Genomic DNA, 25,342 nt, shown 5'->3' with positions numbered 1-25,342 from the left:
CCTTCTCAGGACATCGCGACCGGAGGAGCGGACGTTAGCCTCTTCAGCCTCTTCTCGAACCAGTGATCGGCGTACCCGGCGTCGTTGTAACGGCCGATCTCCGCGAAACCGTGCTTGGCGTAGAGGTTTCGCGCCTCGACGAGGTCCTTGCGCGTGTCGAGCCTCAGCGTCGTCACGCCGCACGCGAGCGCCTCCTCCTCCATCGCCTTCAGCAGCGCCGACGCGGCACCCTGCCCGCGGAACGGCGTTCGCACGAACATCCGGGTCAGCTCGCCGGCACCGTCGCCGAGCAACCTCATCCCGAGGCAGCCCGCGTCCTCGCCGTCGCGGGAGACCACGAGGAACACCGGCACGTCGTGGTCCTGCTCGTCGCGTTCGTAGGCGTCGATCTCGGCTTCGTTCGTGGGCCGTCCCCAGTAGCGGCTGATCATCTCCGCGTTGTACTCGCGGTTGAGCGGCGAGCACGCGGCGTCAGCAACTCTCACGGTCCAGTTGGTCATGCGAACATCATCGAGAACGCGTCCACTCAATTGTGACCCACGTCACTGCAACACCCGTGCCGCGAGAAGCCAACTGGGGTCGTGATGTTCGCGGAGCTGTTCGACGAGCACGCCCACCCGCTGCACCGATATCTCGCGCGACGGGTGGGTGTTGACGTCGCTGACGACCTCGTCAGCGAGACGTTCCTGGCAGCCATGCGCAGCAAGGAAACCTACGACCCCGGGAAGGGCAGTGTCGTCGGCTGGCTCTACGGCATCGCGACGAACCTGTTGCGCGGCCACGCCAAACGCGAGACCCGGCTGTTGCGCACCGCCGAGCGCTACGGCGTCGACCTCGGCGTGGCGGAGACGCTGGAGCACACGGTGGTGACCCGCATCGACGCCCGCTCGCACCTGCGGCGGATCGCCGGTGCACTCGCGAAGATGCAGGAGACCGACCGCGACCTGCTGCTGCTCGTGTCGCTGGCGGGGCTGAGCGTGCAGGAGGCGGCAGAGGCGCTCGAGATGAACCCCTCGACCGCCAGATCCCGCCTGCACCGCCTGCGCGCCAAGCTGAAGGAAGTGGAACATGCGTGACGTGCTGGACGACGACCTCGCCGAGCTGTACCCGGTCCGGGGCGCCGACGACGTGCGGCTGGCCCGCCTGCGCGAGCAGCTGTTCGCCGAGAAGCCGGTGCGCCGGGCACCGCGCTGGGTCGGCATCGCGGCCGCGGCCGTCGGCGTGGTGATGATCACCGGGCTGGTGGTCCTGCTGAGGCCCGCCCAGCGGGACGCGCCCGCCACGATGCCCAGCACACCTGCCACGTCCCTCCAGGAGGCCGCGACCCTGCTGGAGCTGAGCGAGAAGCCGGCCGCCAAGTACCAGCACATCACCTACCGGATCTGGGAGGTGATCAGCGCTTCGTCGTTCGGCGTCCAAGGGGTCGGCAGGACTCTGGTCGAGTTCGAGTACGACGTGTGGCTGCCCACCGGGAACGACGAGATGGTGGTCATCTACCGCAGGGAGACCGGGCAGCGCCGGCCGATCTCCGGCGTGCAGCCGGGGCCGGAGCAGACGTTGAGCACGATGAGCTTCCCGCAGCTGTGGACCACGTTCTGCGCAGCCACCCCGTGCAAGGAGGAGAGCGTCTCCACGCCGCTGCCCGCCGACCCGAAGCAGAAGCTGCTGGCCGCGTCGCCGCGGTTGCTCTCGCCGTTCACGACGATCGAGGAGAAGGCCGCGGTGTACCGCGCGCTCGCCGAGTCTCCGGAGATCCGCTGGAACGACGGGAGGCTGTCGGTCGACGGCAGCGTTGTCCAGTTCGCCATCGATCCCGCCACGGGCCGGGTGACCGGCAAGGAGGAGGTCGAGACCGCGACCAGCCCGTTGCCGCAGGGGATGCCGCCGCGGTCGGTGACCATCACCTACGAGTGGACCGATCAGCGCCCGTCGTAGGAGCGGGGCAGGTACCAGGCCAGGGCGGCGCGCAGCTCGGCGATGTCACGCTGGCGCCGCCGTCTGGACCGCTCGTGGGCGATCGGGAAGACCCGCACCCCGCCGTGATTCGCGCCGAAGAACCGGCGCGGCGCCGGGTCCTTCAGCCAGACGACGACCCACGGCCGTTTCTTGTGCGGCACGACGCGCACCCGTGCCAGCTCGTACCACCAGTACTGGTGGAACTTGCCGTTGCGCGTGGTGGCGATGCCCTCGCGGCTGATCTCGATGACGATCTTGCTGCGGGCGGCGGCGCCGAAGTACCGCACCGCGCGCACGACCAGCACGCAGAACGCGGCCAGCGCCAGCAGCTGCGTGGCACCGTTGGCCCCGGCGGCCGGGTCGGCGATCGCGGCGGCGAGCAGGCCGGCGGCGAGGTTCGTCAGGCCCCACGCGAACGGCACGATCCGCGACGTCGAGAACGTCGCCGCGGCGGGTGTCATCGGCGCGGGCAGCTTGGTGGTCGCCGGCTTCGGCGAGACGACCTGGGAGAGCAGGCGCGTCACCTCGGCCGGCTCCGGGCGCTTCGCGGGGTCGCGGTGCATGCACTTCTGCACCAGCGGCCGCAGCGGCTTGGGCACGCCGTCGAGGTCCGGTTCGCCGTGCGCGGCCCGGTAGAGCAGTGTCGCGGTCGGGCCCTCGCCGAACGGCCCCTTGCCCGTGGCCGCGTAGACGAGGACGGCGCCCAGCGCGAAGACGTCGCTCGGCGTGCCGACCTCCTGGCCGGTGATCTGCTCCGGCGAGAGGAAGCCCGGCGTGCCGAAGACCATCCCGGTCTCGGTCAGCGCGGTGTGTTCCATGGCGCGCGAGATGCCGAAGTCGATCACGCGCGGGCCGTCGGCGCCGAGCAGCACGTTGGACGGCTTGAGGTCGCGGTGCACCAGGCCGGCGCGGTGGATCGCGGTGAGCGCCTCGGCCAGGCCCTCCGCGAGCCGGCGCAGGTGGTGCTCCGGCAGCGGGCCGTGCCGTTCGATCGCCTCCTGCAGCGTCGGGCCGGGCACGTACTCCGTCGCCATCCACGGGCGGGGCGCGCGCGTGTCGGCGTCCACGACCGCCGCGGTGCCGGCGCTGCCGACCGCGCGGGCCATCTGCACCTCGCGGCGGAACCGCTCGCGGAAGCGCGGGTCGTCGGCGAGCTCGGCGCGGGCGACCTTGACGGCGACCTGCCGCCCGTCGCTGCCTTGCCCCAGGTAGACCGTTCCCATGGCACCACGACCAAGCCTGCCGAGCAGCAGGTAGTCGCCTATGCGTTGTGGTTGGTCCACCTTCACCGGATCGAGGGTAGCGGGAACTCGGGCTGGAACCTCACATCTGAGTAGATCTACGTATCGTTGTCACCCATGGGTCGGACCCGCTTGTACCGCAACGGCGAACTCGTGGACCGGGACTTCCCGGTCGCCGACGTCGCGCGGCACCTGGAAGATCCCTCCGCGGTCGTGTGGTTCGACCTCTGCGCGCCGTCGCAGGACGAGATGGGTCTGCTGCGCGACGAACTGGGACTGCACGAGCTCGCGATCGAGGACGCGTTCGCCGAACGCCAGCGCCCCAAGGTCGACCGCTACCCCACCCACCTGTTCCTCTCGGTCTACGCGGTCCGGTACGCCGAGCACGAGATCAAGACGTGCGAGGTCGACGTCTTCATCGCCCGCAACGCGCTGGTGACCGTCCGGGAGAGCGAGTCGTACGACCTCGCGGGGGTGCAGCGCCGGTGGGACAGCGCTCCGGCTCTCGCCGCTTCCGGCGTCGGTTTCCTGCTGCACGGGCTGCTCGACGACGTCGTGGACGGGCACTACGCCGTGGCCCAGCAACTGGACGAGGACATCGAGGCTCTCGAGGACCGGATCTACGACGAGAAACCGCACGTCGGCCGCAAGGCGCTGCAGCTGCGGCGGGCCCTGGTGCAGCTGCGCCGGGTCGCGCTGCCGATGCGCGAGGTGCTGGGTTCGCTGCTGCACCGCGAGCACGACCTCGTCGACGACGTGATGATGCCGTACTACCTCGACGTCAAGGACCACACGCTGTTCACCGCCGAGCTGACCGAGTCGATGCGCGAGCTGGTGACGAACCTGCGCGAGGCCGAGGTCGCCGTGCAGGGCAACCGGCTGAACTCGATCATGAAGAAGGTCACCAGCTGGGCCGCGATCATCGCGGTGCCGACCGCGATCTCGGGCTACTACGGCATGAACGTGCCGTACCCCGGCTACGAGCAGGCCTGGGGATTCTGGGCGGCCACGCTGGGCATCTTCGGCCTCTCCTACTTCCTGTACGTCATGTTCAAGCGCCGTGACTGGCTGTGAGGGACTCCCGCACGATGAAGATCCATCTGACCAGGCAGAACGAGCTCGCGATCATCACGATCGACGCACCGCCGCTCAACCTCTACGCCCTGGACCTCGACGCCGAGTTCCACGACGCCCTGGACGAGCTGGGCGACGCGCGGGCGTTGCTGGTCAACGCGACGGGCAAGGTCGTGTCCGGCGGGGTCGACGTGTCGCTGTTCGCGGCCCAGGAGTACCGCGAGGACGCGCAGGCGTTGTTCGACCGCATGCTGCTGCTGCCGCAACGCCTCGCCGCGCTGCCGATCCCGACCGTCTTCGCCGCGCACGCGTTGTGCCTGACCTGGGCGTTCGAGCTGGCGGTGGCGTGCGACCTGATCCTGGCGGCCGAGAGCGCGCGCTTCGGCCTGGTGGAGAAGGTCGTGGGCCTCACGCCGACGATGGGCGGCACGCAACGCCTGGCCGCCCGCGCGGGGGTTGGCCGCGCGAAGGAGTTCGTGATGACCGGCGACCTCTACAACGCGGCGACGCTGGAGCGCTGGAACGTCGTGAACCGCGTCCTGCCGGACGAAGGCTTCGCACTGGCCGCCGAACAGTTCGCCCTCTCGCTCGCCGTCGGCCCCACCAGGGCCCACGCCGCGACCAAACAGGTGCTCGCGCACTTCGAAAACGGAGGCGTTCCGGAGGCCGACGCTCACGTGACGACGATCGCGTCCGCGTTGTTCGAGACCCAGGATCTGCCACGGGCTGTGCACAGCTTCCTCACGGACGGTCCCGGCCGCGCCACATTCCTGGGTCGCTGATCTCACACATCAAGGAATCATATGGCTCGGAGATAAAACCGTGATCTGCCAGCTCACACGGACGGACTATTCCCGCCCGGTGCGAAGATGACCTTGCGGCACAAGGAGATCCGCTTGACTCCTCCCGTCGGCCCGTGCAATGTGCAGTCCGTTCAACGGCCCAGCGCGAACTCCGTCGCACGAGTTCCGTACACATTCCGCACCGGCCGACGACACAATAAGCGAGTTCACGGTCCCCCGTCGTGAACGCGCGTGGAGGTAGAACCAGCCGTGAAACTGAGATTGGCCGTACTGCTGACCGGTGGTGTCATCACACTGGCCGCCTGTTCCCCGACCAAGGCGGTCAACCCGACACCCGTAGCGGAGAGCACGAGCGCCACCTCGACCAGCACGTCCAGCAGTTCTCCCGCCCCGAGCAGCAGCTCCTCCGCCCCGGCCCCGGCACCGCAGTCCGCCACCAACGGCCCGGTGAAGCCCCCGGCCAACCCCGGCACCCCCGCTCCCGCCGGCTCCCCCGGCTGGAAGCTCACCCAGGCCAACACCGGTCTGGCCGCAGTCGGCCTGAACTGCGACTCCCTGCCCGTCTACACCGGCCCCGCGACCCCCGGCTCGGGCACGGTCATTTCGGGCAAGCGCATCGAGCAGGCTCTGACGTTGTTCGCGGGCAACATCACCATCGAGAAGTCCTGCATCCGCCCGACCAAGCTCAACGAGGCCGCCCCGCTGGTCACCACGAACGGCCCGTGCGGCAGCAACTCCTGCCAGGTCACCGGCGCCCCGGTGACCATCCGCGACTCGAACATCGACGGCTCCCGGCTGTCCGCGTCCACGATCGCGAAGTCCTGCGCGTTCCTCGGCGTCGGCACCCTGCAGCGCAACTACATCACCGGCATGGGCTCCGGCATCTGCTTCTACAACACCGGCACCACCCTCAGCGGCCTCGCCGAGGGCAACTACGTCCGGGGCCTGCGCACGGCCGGTGACGCGCACAACGACGGCGCCACCGTCCGCGACTTCCCGCTGGACCGCAACGCCGGTCGCACGCTGACGTTCCGCAACAACCGGATCGACTGCTCCACCGGCCAGGACACCGGCGCGCTGTTCATCCAGACCTACGGCGGCGACATCGACAACGTCACCGTCGAGGGCAACCTCCTGGAGGGCGGCGGCTACCAGCTCGGCCTGGAGTCGAGCCACGGCAACCAGTACGGCCGCAACATGAAGGCCATCAACAACCGCTTCACCGGCAGCGGCTGGGGCGCGGCCTACGTGACCTCCAACAACGTCGGCTACAAGTGGGCGGTGTGGCAGGAGAACTACCTCCTCGACCCCAACGCCCCGGACGCGAAGGGCAAGCCCGCGGGCACGCCGTAGCAGGTCACGGATTGCGGAAGACGCTGGTGAACGCGCGGTCGAAACGCCGCGCGGCCAGGTCCTCGCGCTGGATCAGCCAGTGGACGGTGGCGTTCTCGCAGTCCTCCACGCCGACGTACCGGTCGGCCAGTTCCTCAGATCGGGGATGCCCTGGCAGCGGGCGGCCGTCCGGCAACGGGAGCGCCGCGGCAGGGCAGCGACACGTCGATCGCCGCCCGCAGCGGCCCCCGCGGGTGCTCCTCGAACGTCGCCCCGGTGGGCATGGCCGCGACGTCGATCGAGGCCACGAAGGGGAACGCCGGGTCCCCGGCGCCGGCGGGAAGCAGCAGCGGATCGCCCAACCGACGGGGCCCTAGCCGTTGTCGCGGTACTTGAGCCAGCGCGAGCTCAGCGAGTCCCAGATCTCCTGGTACTGCTGGAACATCTCGCGCACCCGCTCGACGTCGATCTCCTCGGCGGGGCGTGAGGCGATGTAGTACGCCAGGTCGTCTTCGAGGCGGTGGAACCGGTAGCTCGCGTCCTCCATCAGCACCCACAACGAGCGCCAGGCGAAGAAGGGCTCCAAAGCGGACACCACGGTCACCACCGCGATCAGGGAGAACGCCGTGCCCGTCCAGGGATCAAGGTTCTGCAGCCCGAGGATGATCGTCGACGCCGCCGAAAGGACCAGCGTCGTCAGCCTCACCAGCACCGATTTCCAGCGGAACCGGTGTTTGCGGGAGCGGGCATAGGCGTGGCCCCGCTCGATCTGCGCGCGGACGTGGTTGGCGAGTTCCAGCGGCTTCAGGCCGGACGGCAAGTCGGTCACGCGCGGCAGACTAGCCACCGGGTACGTTCGCCCGCGTGCAGTTCGGTGGACCGAGAACCTTGCTGGCCGTGCACGCCCATCCCGGCGACGAGTCGACGGCGACCGGGGGCGTGCTGGCGCACTACGCCAGACAGGGCGCCAGAACCGTGGTGGTGACATGCACCAACGGGGAGTTCGACGATGCTCCGAACGGCGCAGTGCCCGGCGAGGTCGGCCATCACCCGAAGGCCGTGGCGGCGCATCGCAGGGCCGAGCTGCAGGCGGCGTGCGACGCGCTGGGCATCTCGGATCTGGAACTGCTGGGCTATCACGACTCCGGCCTGAGCGGTGAGGTGCCGGAGGGCGGGCTCTGCACCATTCCGGTGGAGACCGCGGCCGGCCGGCTCGCCGCGCTGATCGAGCACTACCGGCCTCAGGTCGTCGTCACGCACTACAGCTCGCACCGCGACCACATGCACGTGATCCGCGTGGCCAAGCTCGCCGTCCACCGCACCGGCATCCCGGCCAAGCTCTACCTGACCGCCAAAGAGGGTTCCACGACGATCGACATCAGCGAGGTCGCCGACGTGAAGCGCAAGGCGTTGCGGTGTCACGCGAGCCAGCAGGTGCACGGGGCGTTCGCCGTGCAGGAGCACTACTTCCGCGCGCTCGACACGACCGACGCGCCGCTGCCGGAGACCGACCTGTTCGCGGGCATCACCGGCCACGGCCCGGATCTGCCGCGGTGGTGAGCGGGGCGCTCCGTCGAGCGCCCCCGTCACCCGGCGTCAGAGCGGCAGCGCGGACAGCAGGCCGTTCGCGGGCGAACTCGCCTGGCCGAGGAGACCGCTCGCCTGGTTGACGAGACCGCTGATGACGTCCATGAGTCCACCCACGGTGGAACCTTCCGACGCACCTCAGCGGGCTGGTCCCGCCGGGTGTTGCCGGAGATCAAAGCGCCAGCACGGCAACACCGCTAAGCCGACTCACACCATCGAGCTAAAAGGACTGTCTCAAATGGACTACCGGCCGAGCGACGTGCAGGTGAACCCCGCACGGCGGATGACGTCCGGATCCAGCAGGTTGCGGGTGTCCACCACGACCGGCTGCCGCACGGTCTCCGCGAGACGCGCCCAGTCCAGCGAGCGGAAGTCCGGCCACTCGGTCAGCACGACGAGACCGTCGACGTCCTTCGCCGCCAGGTACGGATCGTCCACAACGGACACCGAGCCCAGGTCGGTGCCGCCGGTCAGCGCCGGGTCGTAGCCAACGAGGTCGGCACCGGCCTGCTTCAGCAGCGCCGCCACCGCCAGCGCCGGCGAGTCGCGCAGGTCGTCCGTGCCCGCCTTGAACGTGAGGCCCAGCAGCCCGAGCCGCACGTGGGACAGCGAGCCGCCGCGCTTGCCGGTGACCGCGAGCCGCACCTTCTCGACCATCCGCTGGCGCTGGCGCTCGTTGGTGTCGATCGTGGCGCGCAGCAGGCGGAACTCGAAGTCGGCGGCGTCCGCGACCTGGAGCATCGCGTGGGTGTCCTTGGGCAGGCACGAGCCGCCCCAGCCGGGGCCGGGGTTGAGGAACGCCTGGCCGATGCGCTTGTCGTAGCCCATGCCCTCGGTGACGTCGGTGATGTTCGCGCCGAGCCGCTCGCACAGCTCCGCCACCGCGTTGACGTACGAGAGCTTCATCGCGAGGAAGCAGTTCGCGGCGTACTTGACCATCTCCGCCGAGGCCGCGTCGGTCAGCACCGTGGGCGCGCCGAGGCGGGCGTACAGGGCGGCGACGCGCTCGGCCGCGTCCTGCTGGTCGCAGCCGACGACGATCCGGTCCGGGTTCAGGAAGTCGTGCACCGCCGAGCCCTCACGCAGGAACTCGGGGTTCGACACCACGGCGACGTCGTCGCGCCGCAACAGCTCCGCGGTCCGGACGGACGTCCCCACGGGCACCGTGGACTTGTTGACGATCACGCAGCCGGACGGCAGCAGGTCGCGCGTCTCGTCCACAACGGACTCGACGGCCTGCAGGTCCGCGATGCCGCCGACACCCATCGGCGTCGGCACGCAGAGGAAGACGACCTCGGCGTCGGCGACCGCGGCCGAGGCGCCGAGCACGAAGGTCAACCGGCCGGACGCCAGGCCTTCCGCGACGAGCTCCGCGAGCCGGGGTTCCAGGATGTCGACCTCGCCGCGCGAGAGCCGCTCGACCTTGGTCGCGTCGACGTCCGCGCACACCACGCGGTGGCCCAGCGACGCGAGACAGGCGCCGGTGGTGAGACCGACGTAGCCGGTGCCGACGACCGCGATCCTTCTGACGAACATCATTCTCCCGTTCGGTTCACGGCGAACGCTCGGAGCACGGCGTCGTCGCTCACGTCGATCATCTTGTTGCCCCATTGGTCGGTGCCGGCACCGAGCGCCGGCCTGCCGTCGGGGAACGGCCCGCGCGAGGCGAAGCCGGTGAGCCCGTCGAACACCGCCACGTAGTTCTCGGCCTGCGGGCGCCAGTCGAGCTCCGCCTCGCAGCGGCGCCTGCCCTCGAAGCCGAGGCGTCCGCGGCGTTCCGCGTCGTCCAGCAGATCCAGCAGAGCCGTGGTGAACCCCTCGACGTCACCAGGCTCGACGTAGACGGCGCAGTCGCCGGCGGACACCACGGTCTCCGTCAGCCGGTACGAGACGACCGGCAGCGCGTAGGCCATGTACTCCATGGTCTTGTTCATAGTGGACACGTCGTTCAGAGGCGACAACGGATCCGGGCCGAGACCGACGGCCGACGTGGACAGATAACGGGTGATCTGTTCGGGCCCGACACGTCCGGTGAACTCCACGTACGGGTCGAGCCCCCAGGCCGTGGCCTGCTTCTTCAGGTCTTCCAGGCAGTCGCCGAAGCCCAGCAGCGCGAACCGGACGTCGGTGCGGCCGCGGTCGGAAACAACTCTGCGTGCGACTTCGAGGACGCCGTCGACGCCGTCCTGCGGCCCCATGATTCCCAGATAGGCCACCAGATGTTTGCCGCCGCGCCGGAGCTCGTCCACCGCCTCGACAGGTCGCATCACGGTCGTGTCCGGGCCGGAGCGCACGACGGTGGTGTGCTCGGGCGGCACGGAGCCGCGGGTCCACGCGATCTTCTGGTACGAGGTGTTGGTCGACGTCACCCGGTCGGCCGTGCGGAACGTCCGGCGCTCCAGCCACTTCAGGATCCGGTACTGCAGCTTGCCCGCGGCACCCTTCGGCTCGCCGAACCGCGAGAGGAACACCTCGGGGTTGAGGTCGTGGTGGTCGAAGACGAACTTGACGCCACCGAGCCGCCACAGCAGGGCGAGCGCCCAGTAGGTGTCCGGCGGGTTGCACGCCTGCATGACGTGGAACCGCCTGCGCGCGCGAACCTTCACGCTCAGCAACGCCGTGCGCACCCAGCAGTACAGGAACTCCCACGCGTAGCCGAGGGCTCCCTCGGCCTGGGGCGGCGGAGCGTACTTGTACAGATGCACTCCGTCGAGCAGTTGGTAAGCGGGATCACCCGGTCCCTTGGGGCAGATCACCGAAACCTCGTAGCCGGCGGCGGTCAGGGCACGGCACTCGAGCCACACCCGGCGGTCCAGCGGCACGGGGAGGTTCTGCACGATGATCAACACGTGCGGCGATGACGTCACGCCCTTGTTCTCGTTCGGGAGGGCGAAACGGTTACAGCTCGCGCCAATCCAGTGCCGTGACCGCTGACCTCCACCGCGTCTTCGACGCTCAGCAGGGCACCGTCTGACCGCCGAACACGGGGCGAAGGCCGACGATCACGGCACCGGTAACAACGGTTCCGAAAAGCTCGATGTAGCGGGCACAAGCCCAAAAGCGAGGAGCGGTTGTGGAGCGGTCACCTGTCGCGGTGGTCATCGTCACGTACCAGAGCGAACAGGTCATCGCGGGATGCCTGGCCTCGCTACCCGACGACGTGGAGGTCTTCGTCGTCGACAACGCTTCCACCGACGACACCGTGAGTGTGGCGGCCGCCACTCGACCGGACGCGCGGATCATCCGCAACCCGGTGAACGCGGGATTCGCCGCGGGCGTGAATCTGGGCATCAAAGCCGCCGAGGGCTACGACGTGCTCGTGCTGAACGCGGACACCCGCCTGCACCCCGGCACGATCGACACCCTGCGGGCGGCGGACAAGCCCATCACCGTGCCGAAGATCGTCGGCGTGGACGGGCTCACCCACTTCTCGCTGCGCCGCGAGCCCAAGCTGCGCACCGCGATCTCCGAGGCCCTCATCGGCGGCCACCGCGCCGGGCGGATCGGGCTCGGCGCGATGGTGACCGACCTCAAGGCCTACGAGCACGCCCACCCGGCCGAATGGGCCACCGGCTGCGCGTGGCTCGTCAAGCGCGAGACCATCGAGCGACTGGGTCTTTTGGACGAACGCTACTTCCTCTATTCGGAGGAGGTCGAGTACATGCTGCGCGCCGGAGGCGTCTGGTACGAGCCGCGCGCGGTGGCCACGCACATCGGTGGCGAGGTCTCCACGAACGCGCGGCTGTGGTCGCTCCTGGCCGCGAACCGGGTCCGCCTGCACCGCGAGCGGCACGGCAAGGTCGCCGCGTTCTTCATGTGGCTCGCGGTGGTGCTGAACGAGGGCCTGCGCGCCCGCTCGCCCAAGCACCGGGCCGCGCTGAAGGGACTGTTCCGGATGCGGACCTGGCCGGAGGAAGTGGCCTCCGAGGGCCCGAGCTACCTGTGCTTCTCGGCGCAGGACTGGTGGTACCACAACCGGGCGCACTCGGACTTCCAGCTGCTGCGCCGGGTCGCGAAGCACCGCAAGGTGTTGCTGGTCAACAGCATCGGCCTGCGGATGCCGTCGCCCGGCAAGAGCACGCAGTTCCTGCGCCGGATCCTGCGCAAGGCCAAGAGCGTCGCGATGCTCGTGCGCCGGCCGATCCCGGAGACGCCGAACTTCTACGTGATGACGCCCGCTCCCCTGCCGTTCTACGGCAAGCCGTGGCTGCGCAAGCTCAACTCGGTGCTGGTGCGCACGCAGGTCCGCCTCGTGTGCCTGTTCCTGCGGATGGGCACGCCGGTCGTCGTCGCCACCATCCCCACGGCGTGGGACGTCGTGGAGCCCATGCGGCACAAGGGCCTGATCTTCAACCGCTCGGACCGGCACTCGGCGTTCCCCGAGGCCGACCAGGGCACGATCGCCGCGCTGGAGAACCAGCTGCTGTCCAATTCGGACACCGTGCTCTACGTGAGCCGCGCGCTGCAGGAGGAAGAGTCCCCGCTGACCGGTGAACGCGCGCACTTCCTCGACCACGGCGTGGACGTCGACCACTTCACCCGCCGCGACGAGCTGCCCGCCGACATCGCGTCGATTCCCGGGCCGCGCATCGGGTTCTTCGGCAGCCTCGACGACTACCTGGTGGACTTCGACCTGATCGAGAAGGTCGCGCAGGAGTTCCCGGAGGCGTCGGTCGTACTGATCGGTGACGCCACCTGCTCGATGGAGCGCTACGCCAGGTACCCCAACGTGCACTGGCTGGACTTCCGTTCGTACGAGCAGATTCCCGGCTACGGCTCCGGTTTCGACGTGGCGCTGATGCCGTGGCTCGACAACGACTGGATCAAGCACGCGAACCCGATCAAGATGAAGGAGTACCTGGCCCTCGGCCTCGCCGTGGTGTCCACGGACTTCCCCGAGGTCGAGCGCTACGCCGACGTGATCCGCATCGCGAAGGGCGAGGCCGACTTCATCGACCAGATCCGCCTGACGCTCAAGGACGGCGGCCTGAAGACCCCGGCTGAACGGCGTGCGGCCGTGCTGACCGCGTCGTGGGACTCCCGTGCCCGTGAGCTCATGCAGATCGCGGAGGGTCGCTGACCATGTGCGGAATCGCAGGCGTCAGACGGTTCGACGGCGCGCCCGTCACCCGTGAGCTGCTCGCCGAGATGGCGAAGCGGCTGCACCACCGCGGCCCGGACGACAGCGGCTTCTGGTCCGACGGGCCGATCGGCTTCGCCCACACGCGGCTCTCGATCATCGACCTGGCCGGCTCACCGCAGCCGATGGCGGGCGCGTCGGGCACCACGCAGATCGCGTTCAACGGCGAGATCCTGAACTACCGGCAGCTGCGCACGGAGCTGTCCTATCCGTTCCGCACCAACGGCGACACCGAGGTGCTGCTCGCGATCTACGAACAGCACGGCGCGAAGGGCGTCGCCAAGCTGCGCGGTCAGTTCGCGTACGCCATCCACGACGCCAAGACCGGTGAAACGCACCTGTTCCGCGACCGGCTGGGCATCCTGCCGCTGTACTACTACGCGGACTCGTCGTTCTTCGCCTTCGCGTCCGAGATCAAGGCGCTGCTGCCCGCGATCGGCTCGGCCGACGTCGACCAGGAGTCACTGCACGACTACCTGGCGCACCGGTCGGTGCCCGCGCCCTACACGCTGCTGCGCGGCGTGCGGAAGGTGCCGCAGGGTCACCACCTCGTCGTGTCGGCCGACGGCTCCGTCCGGACCGAGCCGTACTGGGAGCTGCCGCGCGAGTCGCGGATCCGTTCGGTGACGCCGGAAGAGGCCGTCCGGCTGGTCGACGAGGCGCTGACGGCCTCCGTGCGCGACGCGCTGGTCGCTGACGTGCCGGTCGGCGCGTACCTGTCCGGCGGCGTGGACTCGTCGCTGATCACCGCGCTGGTGGCCAGGGAACGCGACGGCGCCCCGCTGCACACGTTCTCCGCCGGCTTCGGCGACCCTCGCGTCGACGAGCTGCACTGGGCCGAGAAGGTGGCGGGCATCGTCGGCAGCCGGCACCACAGCGTGATCGTGACGGCCGACGACTTCCGCGACAGCTGGGCGAAGCTGTCCTGGCACCGCGACGCGCCGCTGTCCGAGCCCGCCGACGTGGCGGTGTTCCGGCTCGCCGAGCTGGCCCGCCGCGAGGTGAAGGTCGTGCTGTCCGGTGAGGGCAGCGACGAGCTCTTCGGCGGCTATCCCAAGTACCGCTTCGCCAACGCCACCCGGTACGCGGGCGTCCTGCCGTCCGCTGCCCTGCGGCGCTTCGAGAAGGCCCTCCCGGCGTCCAGGGCACGGCTGGGCATCGCGGTCCGCGCGATCGCCGAGCCCTCGTACGCCGAACGCATGCGGGGCTGGTTCGCGCCGTTCACGGTGGCGGAACGGGCCGCGCTGCTGGGCGGGCCCGCGACGAGGTCCGTGCTGGCGCCGTACGAGAACGGGCGCGGCGACGCGTTGCGCCGCATGCTCTACGCCGACTCGCACACCTGGCTCGCCGACAACCTCCTCGAACGCGGCGACCGCATGTCGATGGCCGCGTCGCTGGAGCTGCGCCCGCCGTTCCTCGACCACCGGGTGGCCGAGCTCGCGTTCTCGTTGCCCGGCAACGTGAAGGTGCGCCGCGGCACGACCAAGTGGGTCGTCAAGGAGGTCGCGCGCCAGCACCTGCCGGCCGACGTCGTCGACCGGCCGAAGTCGGGCTTCAAGGTGCCGCTCGACGCGTGGTTCCGCGACGGGTTGCGGGACATGGCCTACGACCTGCTGACCGGGCCCACGTCGTTCGTGGGCAAGACCTTCGACCGGGCGGCGGTCCGCGCGCTGCTCGACGACCACGACTCGGGTGACCGCAACGAGCAGCCGCGCATCTGGACGCTGTTGTCGCTCGAGGTGTGGCACCAGACGCTGAGCTGGTAGGCCCGCCGTGTACGTCGCCTCGTCCCGCCCCTCCAAGACCGACTTCCGCAAACGGTTGCCGGGCACCGTCTTCGCGCTGGGCACGGTCAGCCTGCTGACCGACATCTCGGCGGAGATGATCACCGCGTTCCTGCCGGTGTACCTGCTCTTCACGCTGCAGCTGGGCTACGCGCAGTTCGGTCTGCTGGACGGCATCTACACCGGCGCCACGGCGGTGCTGCGGCTGGTCGGCGGCGGCATCTCGGACAAGTTCCGCAAGCCCAAGGCCGTCGCGGCCGCGGGTTACGGGCTGTCGGCGGCGACGAAGGTGTTCTTCCCGCTGGTCGGCGCCTCACCGTTCGGCATCGGCGCGCTGATGGCCGCCGACCGGGCGGGCAAGGGCATCCGGACGGCGCCGCGCGACGCGATGATCTCACTGGCCACACCCGAGGACCGGCTGGGCGCGGCGTTCGGCGTGCACCGCAGCATGGACACGTTCGGCGCGCTCCTCGGGCCGCTGGTGACGTTCCTGCTGCTCGCCCAGATCGGCATGGTGCCGGGGCCGATCTTCGCGGTGTCCGCGGCGTTCGCGGTCATCGGCCTGATCGTGCTGATCTCGTTCGTGCGGGACACCCCTGCCAAGGAGAAGCCGAAGGGGCCGCGGCCGTCGTTCCGGGCGGGCCTCGACCTGCTGAACGACCGGCAGTTCCGCCGTACCACCATCTCCGCCGGTCTGCTGGGGCTCGCGACGGTGTCGGACGCGTTCGTCTACGTGCTGGTGCAGAAGGCCACGAACATCTCGCTCGGCTTCCTGCCCCTGCTCCCGCTCGGCACGGCGGTCGTCTTCCTCGCGGCCGCCACGCCGCTCGGGAAGCTCGCGGACCGGGCCGGCCGCTGGCGGATGTTCCTCGCCGGGCACGCACTGCTGCTGGGCGTGTACGCGCTGCTGTTCATCCCCGAGGGCGGGATGGTCGTCGCGGTGGTCGCGTTGGTGCTGCACGGACTCTTCTACGCGGCCACGGACGGCGTGCTGTCGGCGAAGGTGAGCGAGACGGCGCCGGAGTCGCTGCGGGCATCGGGGCTTTCCGTCGTGCAGACGGGCCAAGCGCTCGGGCGTCTCGTCTCGTCCGTCGTTTTTGGACTGCTGCTGCAGTACACGAGCTTCGGGACGGGCGTGACGGTGGCGCTCGCCGCACTCACCGTCACGCTGATCATCAGCGCTGTGTTGAACCAACGAGACCAGGTCCGCTTCCGCTCACGAGAAAAGCGCTCGTGAGCGGAAGCGGAATCAACCGCGAGCAGCCAGCTTCTGCTTGACGGCCTCGAAGCCGCCCTTGCCCAGCACCTTCATCGCCGCGTTCTTCGCGGCCACCCGGCCGGAGTCGCGCATGAACCGGATCGGCTGAGCCACCAGCCGGTCCTGCGCGACGGCCCTCAGGTCAGGCGCTGCCACGTCGTCCAGCGAGTCACCGAACGACGCCCGGTACGGCTCCGGCGAGACCAGCCGGCCGCGTGTGCGGTTGGACACGTTGCCGCCGTGCACGACCTGCAGCCAGCCCGGCGCGCCGCCCAGTTCCACGACCGGGAAGTGCAGGTGCATGTGGTTGTGCCAGTGCGCCCAGCACGTGACGGGCTCGTCCCAGGTCTCGCGGACCGAGACGAAGGCGTTGTGCCGGTCCACCCGGTGGTACAGGCCGCCCGGCGACTTGATCAGGCCGTTGACCAGGTAGTACGCCGCCGTGGTCGTAGGCCGCGGCGCCGCGCAGAGCCGTTCCACGAAGTCGACGGCCAGGCCGTCGTCGTTGTCCAGGTTCGTGGTGATGAGCTCGTCGCCGGTCTGGGAGTAGAGCGACCGGATGTCGGACCTCAGCTCTTCCCGCGACACCTCCGCGCGGTAAACGGGCGTGTACGCGTCACCGTGTCCGGCGATCTTGTCCTTGAGCCACTTCGGTGATTCGGGGTCGAAATAGATGAGCCACCGCGTCCGTTTGTCCGTCTGGGCGAGGACCGATGGCAGGCAGTAGCGCTCGAACAGCGCAACGCGCTCGGTCAGCCATCCTTCCTTCGCCCGCACGTAACTTTCGGCGCCCTTCGACGGCAGGTTGAAGCGCGTCAGGATGACGTGGTCCATGACTCCCCTTACTCCGGTCACCACTACATCGTCCGAACGGCACGAAACGTTGCGGCGCTAACGAAAACGGCGCCATACCGATAACCAGGTTGTGCCAACGCTTCCCACAGTGGACGTCGTGATCCCCTGTTACAACTACGCCCACTTCCTGCCGGTCTGTGTCCGCAGCGTCCTCGACCAGCCCGGTGTGGACGTGCGAGTGCTTGTGATCGACGACACGTCGTCGGACAACACCCCTGAGGTCATGGCCGACCTGATGGCCGCCGACAAGCGCGTCGAGGGGTACCGGCACGAGGTGAACAAAGGGCACATCGCCACGTACAACGAGGGCCTGCTGGACTGGGCGAGCGCCGACTACACGGTGCTGCTGTCCGCGGACGACCTGCTGGCACCGGGAGCGTTGCAGCGCGCGGCCGCGGTCTTCGAGCAGAACCCGGACGTGGGCATGGTCTACGGGCGGGTCGTCTACTACAGCGACCACGACGCGTTGCCGAAGGTCACCCAGCTGCCGACGACGTCGAAGGTCTGGCGCGGCGAGGAGTGGATCGAGAACCGCTTCCGCAGCAGCCGCAACGTGATCTCCTCGCCGGAGGTCGTGGTGCGCACCAAGATCCAGCAGAAGGTCGGCGGCTACCGCGCCGATCTGCCGCACGCGGGCGACCTGGAGATGTGGCTGCGCATCGCGGCCGTGTCGGACATCGGGTACGTCAGCGGCAAGCCTGCCGCGTACTACCGGGTGCACGAGAACTCGATGATGCGCACGACGTTCAAGTCGGTGTTCGCCGACCTGGAACAGCGCCGTGACGTGTTCGACCTGGTGCTGGAGCAGAACCCCGGCCTGCCCGCGCGGCTGAAGCCGTTGGTGCGCAAGGCGATCGCGGGTGACGCGCTGTGGCGCGCGGTCCGGCTGCACGACCGCGACCAGCTCGACGGCACCGAGAAGGAGCTGCTCGGCTTCGCCCGCGAGACCTACCCCGCGCTGGAGGAGCTGCCGGAGTACCGGGCACTGCTGCGGCGCCGGAAGTTCAGCCCCTCGTTCCTCAGCCGCACCCAGCTGTTCCTCGCGCCCCACGCCTACAAGCGCGCCAAGCTGTGGGTCGGCACGCAGCGCTGGAAGTGGCGGGGCGAGTGGTGAGCACCCGGCAACTCGAAGGCAAGGTCTCCTCCGCGATTCGGTGGAGTGCCGTCAACTCGCTGTTGCAACGGCTCGCCGCCGTCGGCTTCAGCATCCTGCTCGCCCGGCTGATCGCGCCCGAGCAGTTCGGTGTCTTCGCGGTCGCCCTGGTCGTGCTCAACATCGTGCTGAGCGTCTCCGAACTCGGTGTCAGCGCGGCGCTGGTCCGCACGAACGACCCGGTCGAGAAGATGGCGCCGACCGTCACGACGCTGTCGCTCGCGTCGGGCACGCTGCTGGCGCTGATCTGCGTGATCGGCGCGCCGTGGTTCTCGAACGCGATGGACACACCGGAGGCGACCGGCGTCATCCAGCTCATGTCGGTGGCCCTCGTCATCGCCGGCGCGACCGCGGTTCCTGGCGCGATGATGCAGCGGAACTTCCGGCAGGACCACAAGTTCTACGCCGACACGGCCGCGTTCGTGTGCGGCACCGCCGTCGCCGTCGTACTCGCGTTCATGGGCTTCGGTGCCTGGAGCCTCGCGTGGCAGCGGATCGTGCAGAACTTGGCCGCGGCGATCATCATGTTCTGGCTCACCAAGGACCGGTTCCGACCGGGCTGGGACCCGGTGCAGGCACGGGCGCTGCTGGCGTTCGGCCTGCCGCTCGCCGGGTCGAGCCTGCTCATCTTCGGCGTGATGAACGTCGACTACATCGTGGTCGGCTCGCTGCTCGGCACCGTGCCGCTGGGCTTCTACCTGCTGGCGTTCAACCTGGCGAGCTGGCCGGTGTCGGCGTTCTCCGCCCCGGTGCGCAGCGTTTCCCTCGCCGCGTTCTCGAAGGTGCGTGAGGACCCCGAGCTGTTCCAGAAGTCGTTCGGGCGCGCGTTGGGCCTCCTGGCGCTCGTCACCGTGCCCGCGTGCGTGCTGCTGGCGGCTCTCGCCGAACCGCTCATCCGCGTCGTCTACGGCGAGCGCTGGGCACCCGCGGCGGCCGCGCTGGCGATGCTGGTGCTGCTCGGCGCGGTCCGGGTGGCGCTGGAGCTCGGCTACGACTACCTGGCCTCCGCCGGGCGGTCGCGGGCGATCCTGGTGATCCACCTGGTGTGGCTGGGCGCGCTGGTGCCGTTGCTGGCGCTGGGCGCGAAGCTCGACGGCATCCGCGGGGTCGCGGTGGCCCACGTGATCGTCGCGGTTCTGCTCATCGCGCCCGCGTACCTGATCGCGTTCAAGCCCTACGGCGTGCGCGCGGGTGCGTTGGGCGCCCGGCTGTTGCGGCCTTTCCTCGGTGGCGTGCTGATGGTCGCGGTCGTGCTCGCGGTGCGGAGCCTGATCGACGGTGAACTCCTGCAGATCCTCGTCGGCGGCACGCTGTCGTGCCTCGCCTACGTGCTCGTGGTGTTCCCGATGAGACACGAAATCCTTGGTGTGCTGCGGAAGAGAGCCGACGCGTGAGACGACTGAGACAGGTCACGAAGATCGTCCGCGAGCAGGGTGCCCGCCAGCTCGGCATCCGCGTCCTCAACGCGGCGACGCGCAAGCTCGGCGCCGAGGGCGAGGACCTGCCGGTGCGGCTGGAGGACGTCCGCAAGGCCGACGTCGAGTCGCGCAGGCCCGTGGTGATCCCGCCGATCCCGCAGGACGGCAAGCTCACGATCAACTGGGTGACCGCTCCCCCGTCCAGGGGATCCGGTGGCCACACCACGATGTTCCGCCTCATCCAGCACCTCGAGTCGCTCGGCCACGAGTGCCGGCTGTACCTGTACGAGACGTTCGGCAACACCGTCGCCGACCTCGAACCCGTGGTGCGCGACGCGTTCCCGTTCTTCAAAGGCCCGATCCACGACGTGACCGACGGCATGGCCGACGCCCACGCGGTGTTCGCGACGGCGTGGATCACCGCGTACCCGGCGTTCAACGACCCGTGCGCGGGCAAGAGGTTCTACCTCGTGCAGGACTACGAGCCGTGGTTCTACCCGTCCGGCGGCCTCTACGCGCTGGCGGAGAACACCTACCGGATGGGCATGCACGGCTTCACCGCCGGGCGGTTCCTCGCCGACAAGGTCCGCGACGAGCACGGCATGCCCGCCGACCACTTCGACTTCGGCTGCGACGCCGACCGGTACAAGCTCGGCGGCGAGAAGCGCGACGGCATCGTGTTCTACGCCCGGCGCAAGGCACCGCGGCGCGCGTTCGAGCTGGGTGTGCTGGCGCTCGAGGTGTTCGCCGAGAAGCACCCCGACGTGAAGATCCACGTCTACGGCGAGAAGATCGGGCAGCTGGGGCCGCAGTTCGTCGACCACGGCCTGGTCACGCCCGACGACCTGAACGCCATCTACAACCGTTGCTTCGCCGGGTTGTCACTGTCGATGACCAACGTGTCACTCGTTCCGCACGAGATGCTCGCGGCCGGCTGCATCCCCGTGGTGAACGACGCGCACTTCAACCGCGTGGTCCTGGACAACGACCACGTCCGGTACGCGGCACCCACCCCGCACTCACTGGCGCGTGCGCTGTCCGAAGTGGTCACATCGCCGGACTTCGACGCGATCGCCCGCGCGGCCGCGTCCAGTGTGGAGGGACGTTCCTGGGATGCGGCAGGCCATGAGCTCGAAAAGGTGCTCCGCCGCGAACTCGCTACATGACGGGCGACGGCGAAGTGGCGTCCGGGATCAGGACTTTCGCGGGCTGCGAGCCGTCGGCAGGGGTGACGTGAACCGCGGGCAGCTTGGCGTCCCTGGGCACCGCGGCGAACGCGAGCTCAGTCTCGCTCAGCCACGTCGCCTGGTCGTCGATTCCTGCTGTGCCGGGCAGCCGCTTCTCCGTGTTCGTGGCGAGGTCCAGCACCGCCAGGTCCCACGGCCCGAGACGGCCGATGCGCTTCTTGTAGGCGACCTTCGTGCCGTCCGGCGACAGCGACGGACACTCGGCGTCGCGGCGCAGCGACGTGACGGTCTTGGCGGCGAGATCGCCCTTGACCAGCCACGTGAAGCCACCGCTGGCCAGCGTCGCGTAGAAGGTCCTGTCGTCGGAGCCGACGGTCAAGCCCCAGTAGTTGATGTCACGCGCTGTGAGCGGGGCACCCTCCACAGTGGCGGCGAAGTGCTCCAGCGACTCGGCGGTCTCGCCGGTGCGGACGTCGTAGAAGCCGGTGCGGGTCGAGAACCCGCCGGGCACCGAGTACGAGTCGCCGGTGACGAAACTGGTCCAGGACACCACGTTCCCGGACCGGGACACCTTCGCGCGGCTCGGGATGCCGGGCAGCGCGACGGTCTTCACGACCTTGCCGTCGCGGCTGATCTCGGCGGCGTAGGACGGACCGGGACCGGCGAGCTTGAGGCACGCGCTCGTGCCGCCGGCGACGTAAAACCGCTGGCAGGCGAGCTCGGTCGAGGTGCGGGCACCGCCGCCGGCGAGCTTCTCGACGCGGTTCTGCCCACCGGCGAGGTCGACGAACAGCAGATCACCGGTCTTGGCCTGCGAGACGTGCTCGGCGTTGGCGGCCGGCTCGTTCGCCTCGGTGGCGGCTGTGACGACATACGCCGCTGTCCCGCCGATGACCACGAGAATGGCCGCGACGGTCACGGTCAGTCGTCGTACACGCATGCTGCCTCCTGGATTCCTCTTCTTCATCGTCGTACGGCTACGGCCTGTAACAGTTGGCAGCTCACCACGATTTTCCAGGCAGGCGATACCCTACAAACATTGCGTTCGCAAGACCGAGCCGCGGATCGGGGATTTTGATGGATTTCTGGGGAACCGTACGAGTGCTGCGGCGGCGGTGGTACATAGCCCTGCCCGCGGTGCTGCTCACCGGTGTCCTCGCCCTGTACGTCTACATCACCGTGCCGACGCGTTACGAGTCGAGCGGCGTGCTGGTCCTCACCTCCCCCGCGGCGGGCGGCCGGTACTCGGAGAAGACCAAGCCCGAGGACGTCGTCAAGGTCAACCCGCTGCTGCAGTTCGACGGCAGCCTCACGACCACCGCCCAGATCCTGACCCAGATCCTCGGCGACCCGAAGACGGCGGAGGAGCTGGCGGGCAAGGGTTCCACGGCGACCTACACCGCGAACACCGGCCCCGTCGGCGGCCCGCTGCTGTTCGTCTCGACCGAGGCGGACTCGGCGGAGGCGGCCGAGGGCCTGGTCGGCAAGGTGCTCGACAAGACCGTGGCCGAGCTCGCCTCGCAGCAGAAGGCGCTGAACGCGCCCGAGCAGACGTTCATCACGGCGCAGATCCTGGTGAAGCCGACGACGGCCTCGGCCAAGATCGGGGGCAAGGTCCGGTACGTGGGCGCGGCGACGGTCGTGCTCCTGTTGCTGACGATCGCCTCGACGTTCGCCGCCGACTCGATCCTGCTGAAGATCAAGCGCCACAAGGAAGGCGGGGCACCGTCCGGGAAGGACGCTCCCGCAGCGCCGCCGCCCTCGCACGCTCCCCCGGCCCGGCCGCAGCCGCAGGGCAACGGCGGGCACCCGCACCGCCCCCCGGCCCAGGGCGTGCCCAACGCGCACCAGAAGACGGTCATCATCCCCGCGCCCAAGCCACCGAACCCGGCATGGCCGACCAAAGACGACTGACCGAGCAGCGTGCCGACGGCGCCACCCTGCTGATCTTCTACGTCCTGGCCCTCCTCGTCGTCCCGGCCAGGTTCACCATCGCGTTCGTCCCGATCACGTTGCCGCCGGCGTTGTTCGTGGCGCTGTGCCTCGCGGTGGTGTGGTTCGCCGCGCACCTCGTCGACCACCTGGCGATGGCCAAGGGCCGCAACGCGGTGCGCACCCTGCTCGCGGCGTACGTGGTCCTGCATCTCACGACCTACGCCATCGCCACGCGCCGTTACCTGCCGGCCGACGAGCTGTCGGTGTCGGACTCGGCCCTGGTCCGGATCGTGGCGATGGCGGCACTCGCGGTGTTCGTGTGCGACGCGGTCCGCACCGGCGAACGACTCAGCCGCCTGCTGCGGGTGATGGTGGGCTGCCTGACGTTCGGCGCGTTCATCGGCCTGATCCAGTTCGGCCTGGGCGTCGACCTCGCGTCGTACGTGACCCTGCCCGGCCTGCGCGTGCAGGACAACGGCTACTCGGCGCTGGAGTCGCGGTCGATCTTCTTCCGCCCGGCGGGCACGGTGAACCACCCCATCGAGTTCGGCCTGGTGTGCGTCCTGGGCGTACCGTTCGCCGCGCACTTCGTCTTCCAGGCGCGTGACCGGGGCGAGCCGCAGGGCCGTTGGTGGTTCGCGCTCTCGCTGCTCAGCCTGATGGCGATCCTGTCGCTGTCCCGCACCGCGATCATCGGCCTCGTGGTGACGGGCATCGTGCTCGGCCTGCTGCTCCCCCGCCGGCGAGGCCTGCCCCTGCTGGGCGTGGGCGCGGTGTTCCTGGGCGGCGCGGCGGCCGTGGTGCCGGGCCTGTTCGGCACGGTGACGTCGATGTTCTCCAACATCGAGGACGACCCGTCGTTCCAGGGCCGCACCAAGGACTACGACGGCGCGTGGCTGGAGATCGCCAAACACCCGTGGCTGGGCCGCGGCTTCGGCACGTTCCTGCCGTCGAAGTACACGATCCTCGACAACCAGTACCTGCTGACGATGATCGAGAACGGCTACCTGGGCCTGCTGGCCTTCGTGTTGCTGTTCCTCGGCGGCATCTTCGCGGCGCTGCGGGCTCGCGCGCTGTCGAAGGACGAGAACATCCGCGGCATCGCCGTGTGCCTGGTCGGCGCGATGCTGACGTCGGCGCTGGGGGCCGCGACGTTCGACTCGCTCAGCTTCAGCGTGGCGACCGGGCTGACGTTCCTGCTGATAGGCGCTTCCGGTGCGTTGCTGCGGACAGCCAGACAGGAGGCCGCCGTCAGGACGGCTCCGGTCAGCGGGAGCCCAGCCAGCTGACCAGGTCGCGCCACGCCGGGGCGGAGAACGCGAGAACAGCGCCGCTCGCGTTCTTCGAGTCCCGTACCAGGGCGTTGCCGGCGAGCGACACCTCGACGCAATCGGTGTTGCCGTTGCCGTGGCTGCGACTGCTTTTACGCCAGGTCCGTTCCGTGGTCATGAGGGTCCTCTCGCAGTCCGCTGACGTACTCCGCCAGCTTGCTCCGAGATTGTTCCTCATCCAAGGCAACGGCATCTAGTCGCTCGAACAGCCTCCTGCTCTGCTCGACAGCGGCGCTGTCCTGGGCGAACACCTGAACCATGTCGGTCTCCGTGTAGGCCACCGGTGGCGCCTTCTCGAACTCGTAGATCGTGCATTTCGACTGGAAGGCGGCAGCCTTGACGTCCGCCGGCACGACCCGCAGTACGTGGGTGTTGAAGAGCAAGCGCAGGTACTGGTCCTCTACGGTCTTCGCATCACCCAGCAGCATCTGCAGGGCGAGTTCATGGATGTAGAACACGCACTCGGGGCGGTTCGGGCGCCGCATGACCGCCTGTCGTTCCATGCGGATCTGGACGAACTTCTCCACTTCAGCCTCGTCGTGCCATCTGGTCTCCGTGATCAACGTTCGTGCGTAGTTCTCCGTCTGCATGAGGCCGTTCACGGTCAGGACGTCGTAGGCCGTGATCTTTTTGGCCATCGACTCCGTCATCGCGAGCGTGCGGAGGTTGTCGGAGACCTGGGCGAAGTACGGGTCGAACGCGTTGTGGTACCTGTTGCGGAACTCGTGGAAGTAGTCGAGGTCCTTGCCGCAGGCCGTGAGGAACTGGACGAGATCGATTTCGCTGGCCCGCGCTTTGCCGTGCTCGATGTTCGAGACTTTGCTTGGATCCCAGCCAAGGTGGATCGCGAGGGCGCGGCCGTTGAGATTGGTGCACGTCTCACGCAGCAGCCGCAGTTCGTCGCCGAGGTCCCGGCTGTAGGCGGTGGAGGTGGTCGCGGTCATGCGCCCGACGCTATGCCTTGGTTTTACTCCACGGTACCGGCTCGTTCGGGTGAAAACGCAACGGTTCTGCGGATGCGTGCCTTGCGTTGGGGCGGCACGGCTTCGCCTTACGCCGACCCGGCACATGCCTTCCTGCGTCGGGCGTGCGCCGGACCGAATTTCTGTGGTCGCCGTGCATAGATGGCTGCGGGGCGTGGACCTGGTGCGTGCGACGGGCGCCGGTTGCGCAGGTGGTTGCTGGGCGCGTGTTGCGCACTAGAGAGAGTGTGCGCGCACGGTGCCATAGGGCCGCTGACCTGCGTGTTCACCCGATTGTGGAATGGCATTCGAACACGTGTTCCTGC

General features: G+C 69.0%; 24 protein-coding genes. 14 read left to right on the top strand and 10 right to left on the bottom strand.

Going from position 1 to position 25,342, the window contains the following annotated elements; genetic code table 11:
- Window positions 1-5: 5 nt before the first annotated feature.
- Entirely contained in the window at window positions 6-500 is a 495-nt protein-coding gene (locus tag C8D87_RS31155) for a GNAT family N-acetyltransferase (protein ID WP_112229370.1), read from the bottom strand.
- Window positions 501-584: 84 nt separating this feature from the next.
- Here C8D87_RS31155 and C8D87_RS31150 point away from each other — a divergent pair, with 84 nt between their 5' ends.
- A complete protein-coding gene (locus C8D87_RS31150; RefSeq protein ID WP_233442411.1) occupies window positions 585-1,076 on the top strand; it encodes an RNA polymerase sigma factor in 492 nt (163 codons plus the stop codon).
- A complete protein-coding gene (locus tag C8D87_RS31145) occupies window positions 1,069-1,935 on the top strand; it encodes a hypothetical protein (protein ID WP_112229368.1) in 867 nt (288 codons plus the stop codon). The genes C8D87_RS31150 and C8D87_RS31145 overlap by 8 nt, the downstream gene beginning before the upstream one ends.
- Here C8D87_RS31145 and C8D87_RS31140 read toward each other — a convergent pair.
- Window positions 1,920-3,245, bottom strand: coding sequence for a serine/threonine-protein kinase (locus tag C8D87_RS31140; RefSeq protein ID WP_233442381.1), 1,326 nt, complete (start codon window positions 3,243-3,245; stop codon window positions 1,920-1,922). The genes C8D87_RS31145 and C8D87_RS31140 overlap by 16 nt on opposite strands.
- A 69-nt stretch (window positions 3,246-3,314) precedes the next feature.
- On the opposite strand from C8D87_RS31140, the gene C8D87_RS31135 reads away from it, so the two are divergent.
- The 3 genes from C8D87_RS31135 (at window position 3,315) to C8D87_RS31120 (ending at window position 6,427) form a co-directional block, all read left to right on the top strand.
- Window positions 3,315-4,271: a magnesium transporter CorA family protein gene (locus tag C8D87_RS31135; protein ID WP_215732542.1), complete on the top strand. Its 957-nt coding sequence runs from the start codon at window positions 3,315-3,317 to the stop codon at window positions 4,269-4,271.
- 14 nt (window positions 4,272-4,285) lie between these two features.
- Window positions 4,286-5,053, top strand: coding sequence for an enoyl-CoA hydratase/isomerase family protein (locus C8D87_RS31130; RefSeq protein ID WP_112229624.1), 768 nt, complete (start codon window positions 4,286-4,288; stop codon window positions 5,051-5,053).
- A 270-nt stretch (window positions 5,054-5,323) separates the two neighbouring features.
- Window positions 5,324-6,427: a right-handed parallel beta-helix repeat-containing protein gene (locus C8D87_RS31120; RefSeq protein WP_146771921.1), complete on the top strand. Its 1,104-nt coding sequence runs from the start codon at window positions 5,324-5,326 to the stop codon at window positions 6,425-6,427.
- A 134-nt stretch (window positions 6,428-6,561) separates the two neighbouring features.
- On the opposite strand, the gene C8D87_RS47145 is transcribed toward C8D87_RS31120, so the two are convergent.
- The gene (locus C8D87_RS47145) at window positions 6,562-6,768 is read right to left on the bottom strand and encodes a hypothetical protein (protein ID WP_215732541.1); all 207 of its coding nucleotides are present in this window, start codon (window positions 6,766-6,768) and stop codon (window positions 6,562-6,564) included.
- An 11-nt stretch (window positions 6,769-6,779) separates the two neighbouring features.
- Entirely contained in the window at window positions 6,780-7,235 is a 456-nt protein-coding gene (locus C8D87_RS31110) for an SLATT domain-containing protein (RefSeq protein WP_233440229.1), read from the bottom strand.
- 35 nt (window positions 7,236-7,270) lie between these two features.
- Here C8D87_RS31110 and C8D87_RS31105 point away from each other — a divergent pair, with 35 nt between their 5' ends.
- On the top strand, window positions 7,271-7,966 hold the full coding sequence (locus C8D87_RS31105; RefSeq protein WP_109641743.1) for a PIG-L deacetylase family protein: 696 nt from the start codon (window positions 7,271-7,273) through the stop codon (window positions 7,964-7,966).
- A gap of 270 nt (window positions 7,967-8,236) precedes the next feature.
- Here the strand turns inward: C8D87_RS31105 and C8D87_RS31100 are convergent, their stop codons facing one another.
- Complete coding sequence (locus C8D87_RS31100) at window positions 8,237-9,529, bottom strand: UDP-glucose dehydrogenase family protein (protein ID WP_112229623.1); 1,293 nt, start codon at window positions 9,527-9,529, stop codon at window positions 8,237-8,239.
- Window positions 9,529-10,860, bottom strand: a complete 1,332-nt coding sequence (locus tag C8D87_RS31095; protein ID WP_112229365.1) for a glycosyltransferase family 4 protein — start codon at window positions 10,858-10,860, stop codon at window positions 9,529-9,531. The genes C8D87_RS31100 and C8D87_RS31095 overlap by 1 nt, the downstream gene beginning before the upstream one ends.
- 206 nt (window positions 10,861-11,066) lie before the next feature.
- On the opposite strand from C8D87_RS31095, the gene C8D87_RS31090 reads away from it, so the two are divergent.
- Genes C8D87_RS31090 through C8D87_RS31080 form a run of 3 tightly spaced genes read left to right on the top strand, consistent with a single transcriptional unit; the run spans window position 11,067 to window position 16,154 of the window.
- The gene (locus tag C8D87_RS31090) at window positions 11,067-13,073 is read left to right on the top strand and encodes a glycosyltransferase (protein WP_112229364.1); all 2,007 of its coding nucleotides are present in this window, start codon (window positions 11,067-11,069) and stop codon (window positions 13,071-13,073) included.
- A 2-nt stretch (window positions 13,074-13,075) separates the two neighbouring features.
- Window positions 13,076-14,899: an asparagine synthase (glutamine-hydrolyzing) gene (asnB, locus tag C8D87_RS31085; RefSeq protein ID WP_112229363.1), complete on the top strand. Its 1,824-nt coding sequence runs from the start codon at window positions 13,076-13,078 to the stop codon at window positions 14,897-14,899.
- A gap of 7 nt (window positions 14,900-14,906) precedes the next feature.
- Entirely contained in the window at window positions 14,907-16,154 is a 1,248-nt protein-coding gene (locus tag C8D87_RS31080; RefSeq protein WP_112229362.1) for an MFS transporter, read from the top strand.
- Window positions 16,155-16,166: 12 nt separating this feature from the next.
- Here C8D87_RS31080 and C8D87_RS31075 read toward each other — a convergent pair whose 3' ends face one another.
- Window positions 16,167-17,009 carry a glycosyltransferase gene (locus tag C8D87_RS31075; RefSeq protein ID WP_112229361.1) on the bottom strand — a complete coding sequence of 281 codons (843 nt, stop codon included), beginning with the start codon at window positions 17,007-17,009 and terminating at the stop codon, window positions 16,167-16,169.
- A 109-nt stretch (window positions 17,010-17,118) separates the two neighbouring features.
- On the opposite strand from C8D87_RS31075, the gene C8D87_RS31070 reads away from it, so the two are divergent.
- The 3 genes from C8D87_RS31070 to C8D87_RS31060 are packed head-to-tail and all read left to right on the top strand — an operon-like array spanning window position 17,119 to window position 20,767.
- Entirely contained in the window at window positions 17,119-18,144 is a 1,026-nt protein-coding gene (locus C8D87_RS31070; protein WP_233442380.1) for a glycosyltransferase, read from the top strand.
- Window positions 18,141-19,577, top strand: a complete 1,437-nt coding sequence (locus tag C8D87_RS31065; protein ID WP_109641801.1) for a lipopolysaccharide biosynthesis protein — start codon at window positions 18,141-18,143, stop codon at window positions 19,575-19,577. Before C8D87_RS31070 ends, C8D87_RS31065 begins: the two co-directional genes overlap by 4 nt.
- On the top strand, window positions 19,574-20,767 hold the full coding sequence (locus C8D87_RS31060; protein WP_112229359.1) for a rhamnosyltransferase WsaF family glycosyltransferase: 1,194 nt from the start codon (window positions 19,574-19,576) through the stop codon (window positions 20,765-20,767). Before C8D87_RS31065 ends, C8D87_RS31060 begins: the two co-directional genes overlap by 4 nt.
- Here the strand turns inward: C8D87_RS31060 and C8D87_RS31055 are convergent.
- Window positions 20,760-21,728 (bottom strand): TolB-like translocation protein, encoded by a 969-nt coding sequence (locus tag C8D87_RS31055; protein WP_109641759.1) that lies wholly within the window; start codon window positions 21,726-21,728, stop codon window positions 20,760-20,762. The two genes, C8D87_RS31060 and C8D87_RS31055, sit on opposite strands and share 8 nt — an antisense overlap.
- Window positions 21,729-21,865: 137 nt before the next feature.
- Here C8D87_RS31055 and C8D87_RS31050 point away from each other — a divergent pair, with 137 nt between their 5' ends.
- On the top strand, window positions 21,866-22,702 hold the full coding sequence (locus C8D87_RS31050; protein WP_146771920.1) for a YveK family protein: 837 nt from the start codon (window positions 21,866-21,868) through the stop codon (window positions 22,700-22,702).
- The gene (locus tag C8D87_RS31045) at window positions 22,681-24,012 is read left to right on the top strand and encodes an O-antigen ligase family protein (protein WP_112229357.1); all 1,332 of its coding nucleotides are present in this window, start codon (window positions 22,681-22,683) and stop codon (window positions 24,010-24,012) included. The genes C8D87_RS31050 and C8D87_RS31045 overlap by 22 nt, the downstream gene beginning before the upstream one ends.
- On the opposite strand, the gene C8D87_RS31040 is transcribed toward C8D87_RS31045, so the two are convergent.
- Together C8D87_RS31040 and C8D87_RS31035 are read right to left on the bottom strand one after the other, a co-directional pair.
- Window positions 23,990-24,172: a DUF397 domain-containing protein gene (locus C8D87_RS31040; protein WP_112229356.1), complete on the bottom strand. Its 183-nt coding sequence runs from the start codon at window positions 24,170-24,172 to the stop codon at window positions 23,990-23,992. The genes C8D87_RS31045 and C8D87_RS31040 overlap by 23 nt on opposite strands.
- Window positions 24,147-24,998 (bottom strand): helix-turn-helix domain-containing protein, encoded by an 852-nt coding sequence (locus C8D87_RS31035; RefSeq protein WP_170166644.1) that lies wholly within the window; start codon window positions 24,996-24,998, stop codon window positions 24,147-24,149. Before C8D87_RS31035 ends, C8D87_RS31040 begins: the two co-directional genes overlap by 26 nt.
- Window positions 24,999-25,342: the final 344 nt, after the last annotated feature.

Source organism: Lentzea atacamensis, from assembly GCF_003269295.1.
Classification (GTDB): Bacteria; Actinomycetota; Actinomycetes; order Mycobacteriales; family Pseudonocardiaceae; genus Lentzea; species Lentzea atacamensis.
Note: the sequence above shows the minus strand (reverse complement) of the source record. Positions and strands in the feature narration are given on the sequence as shown.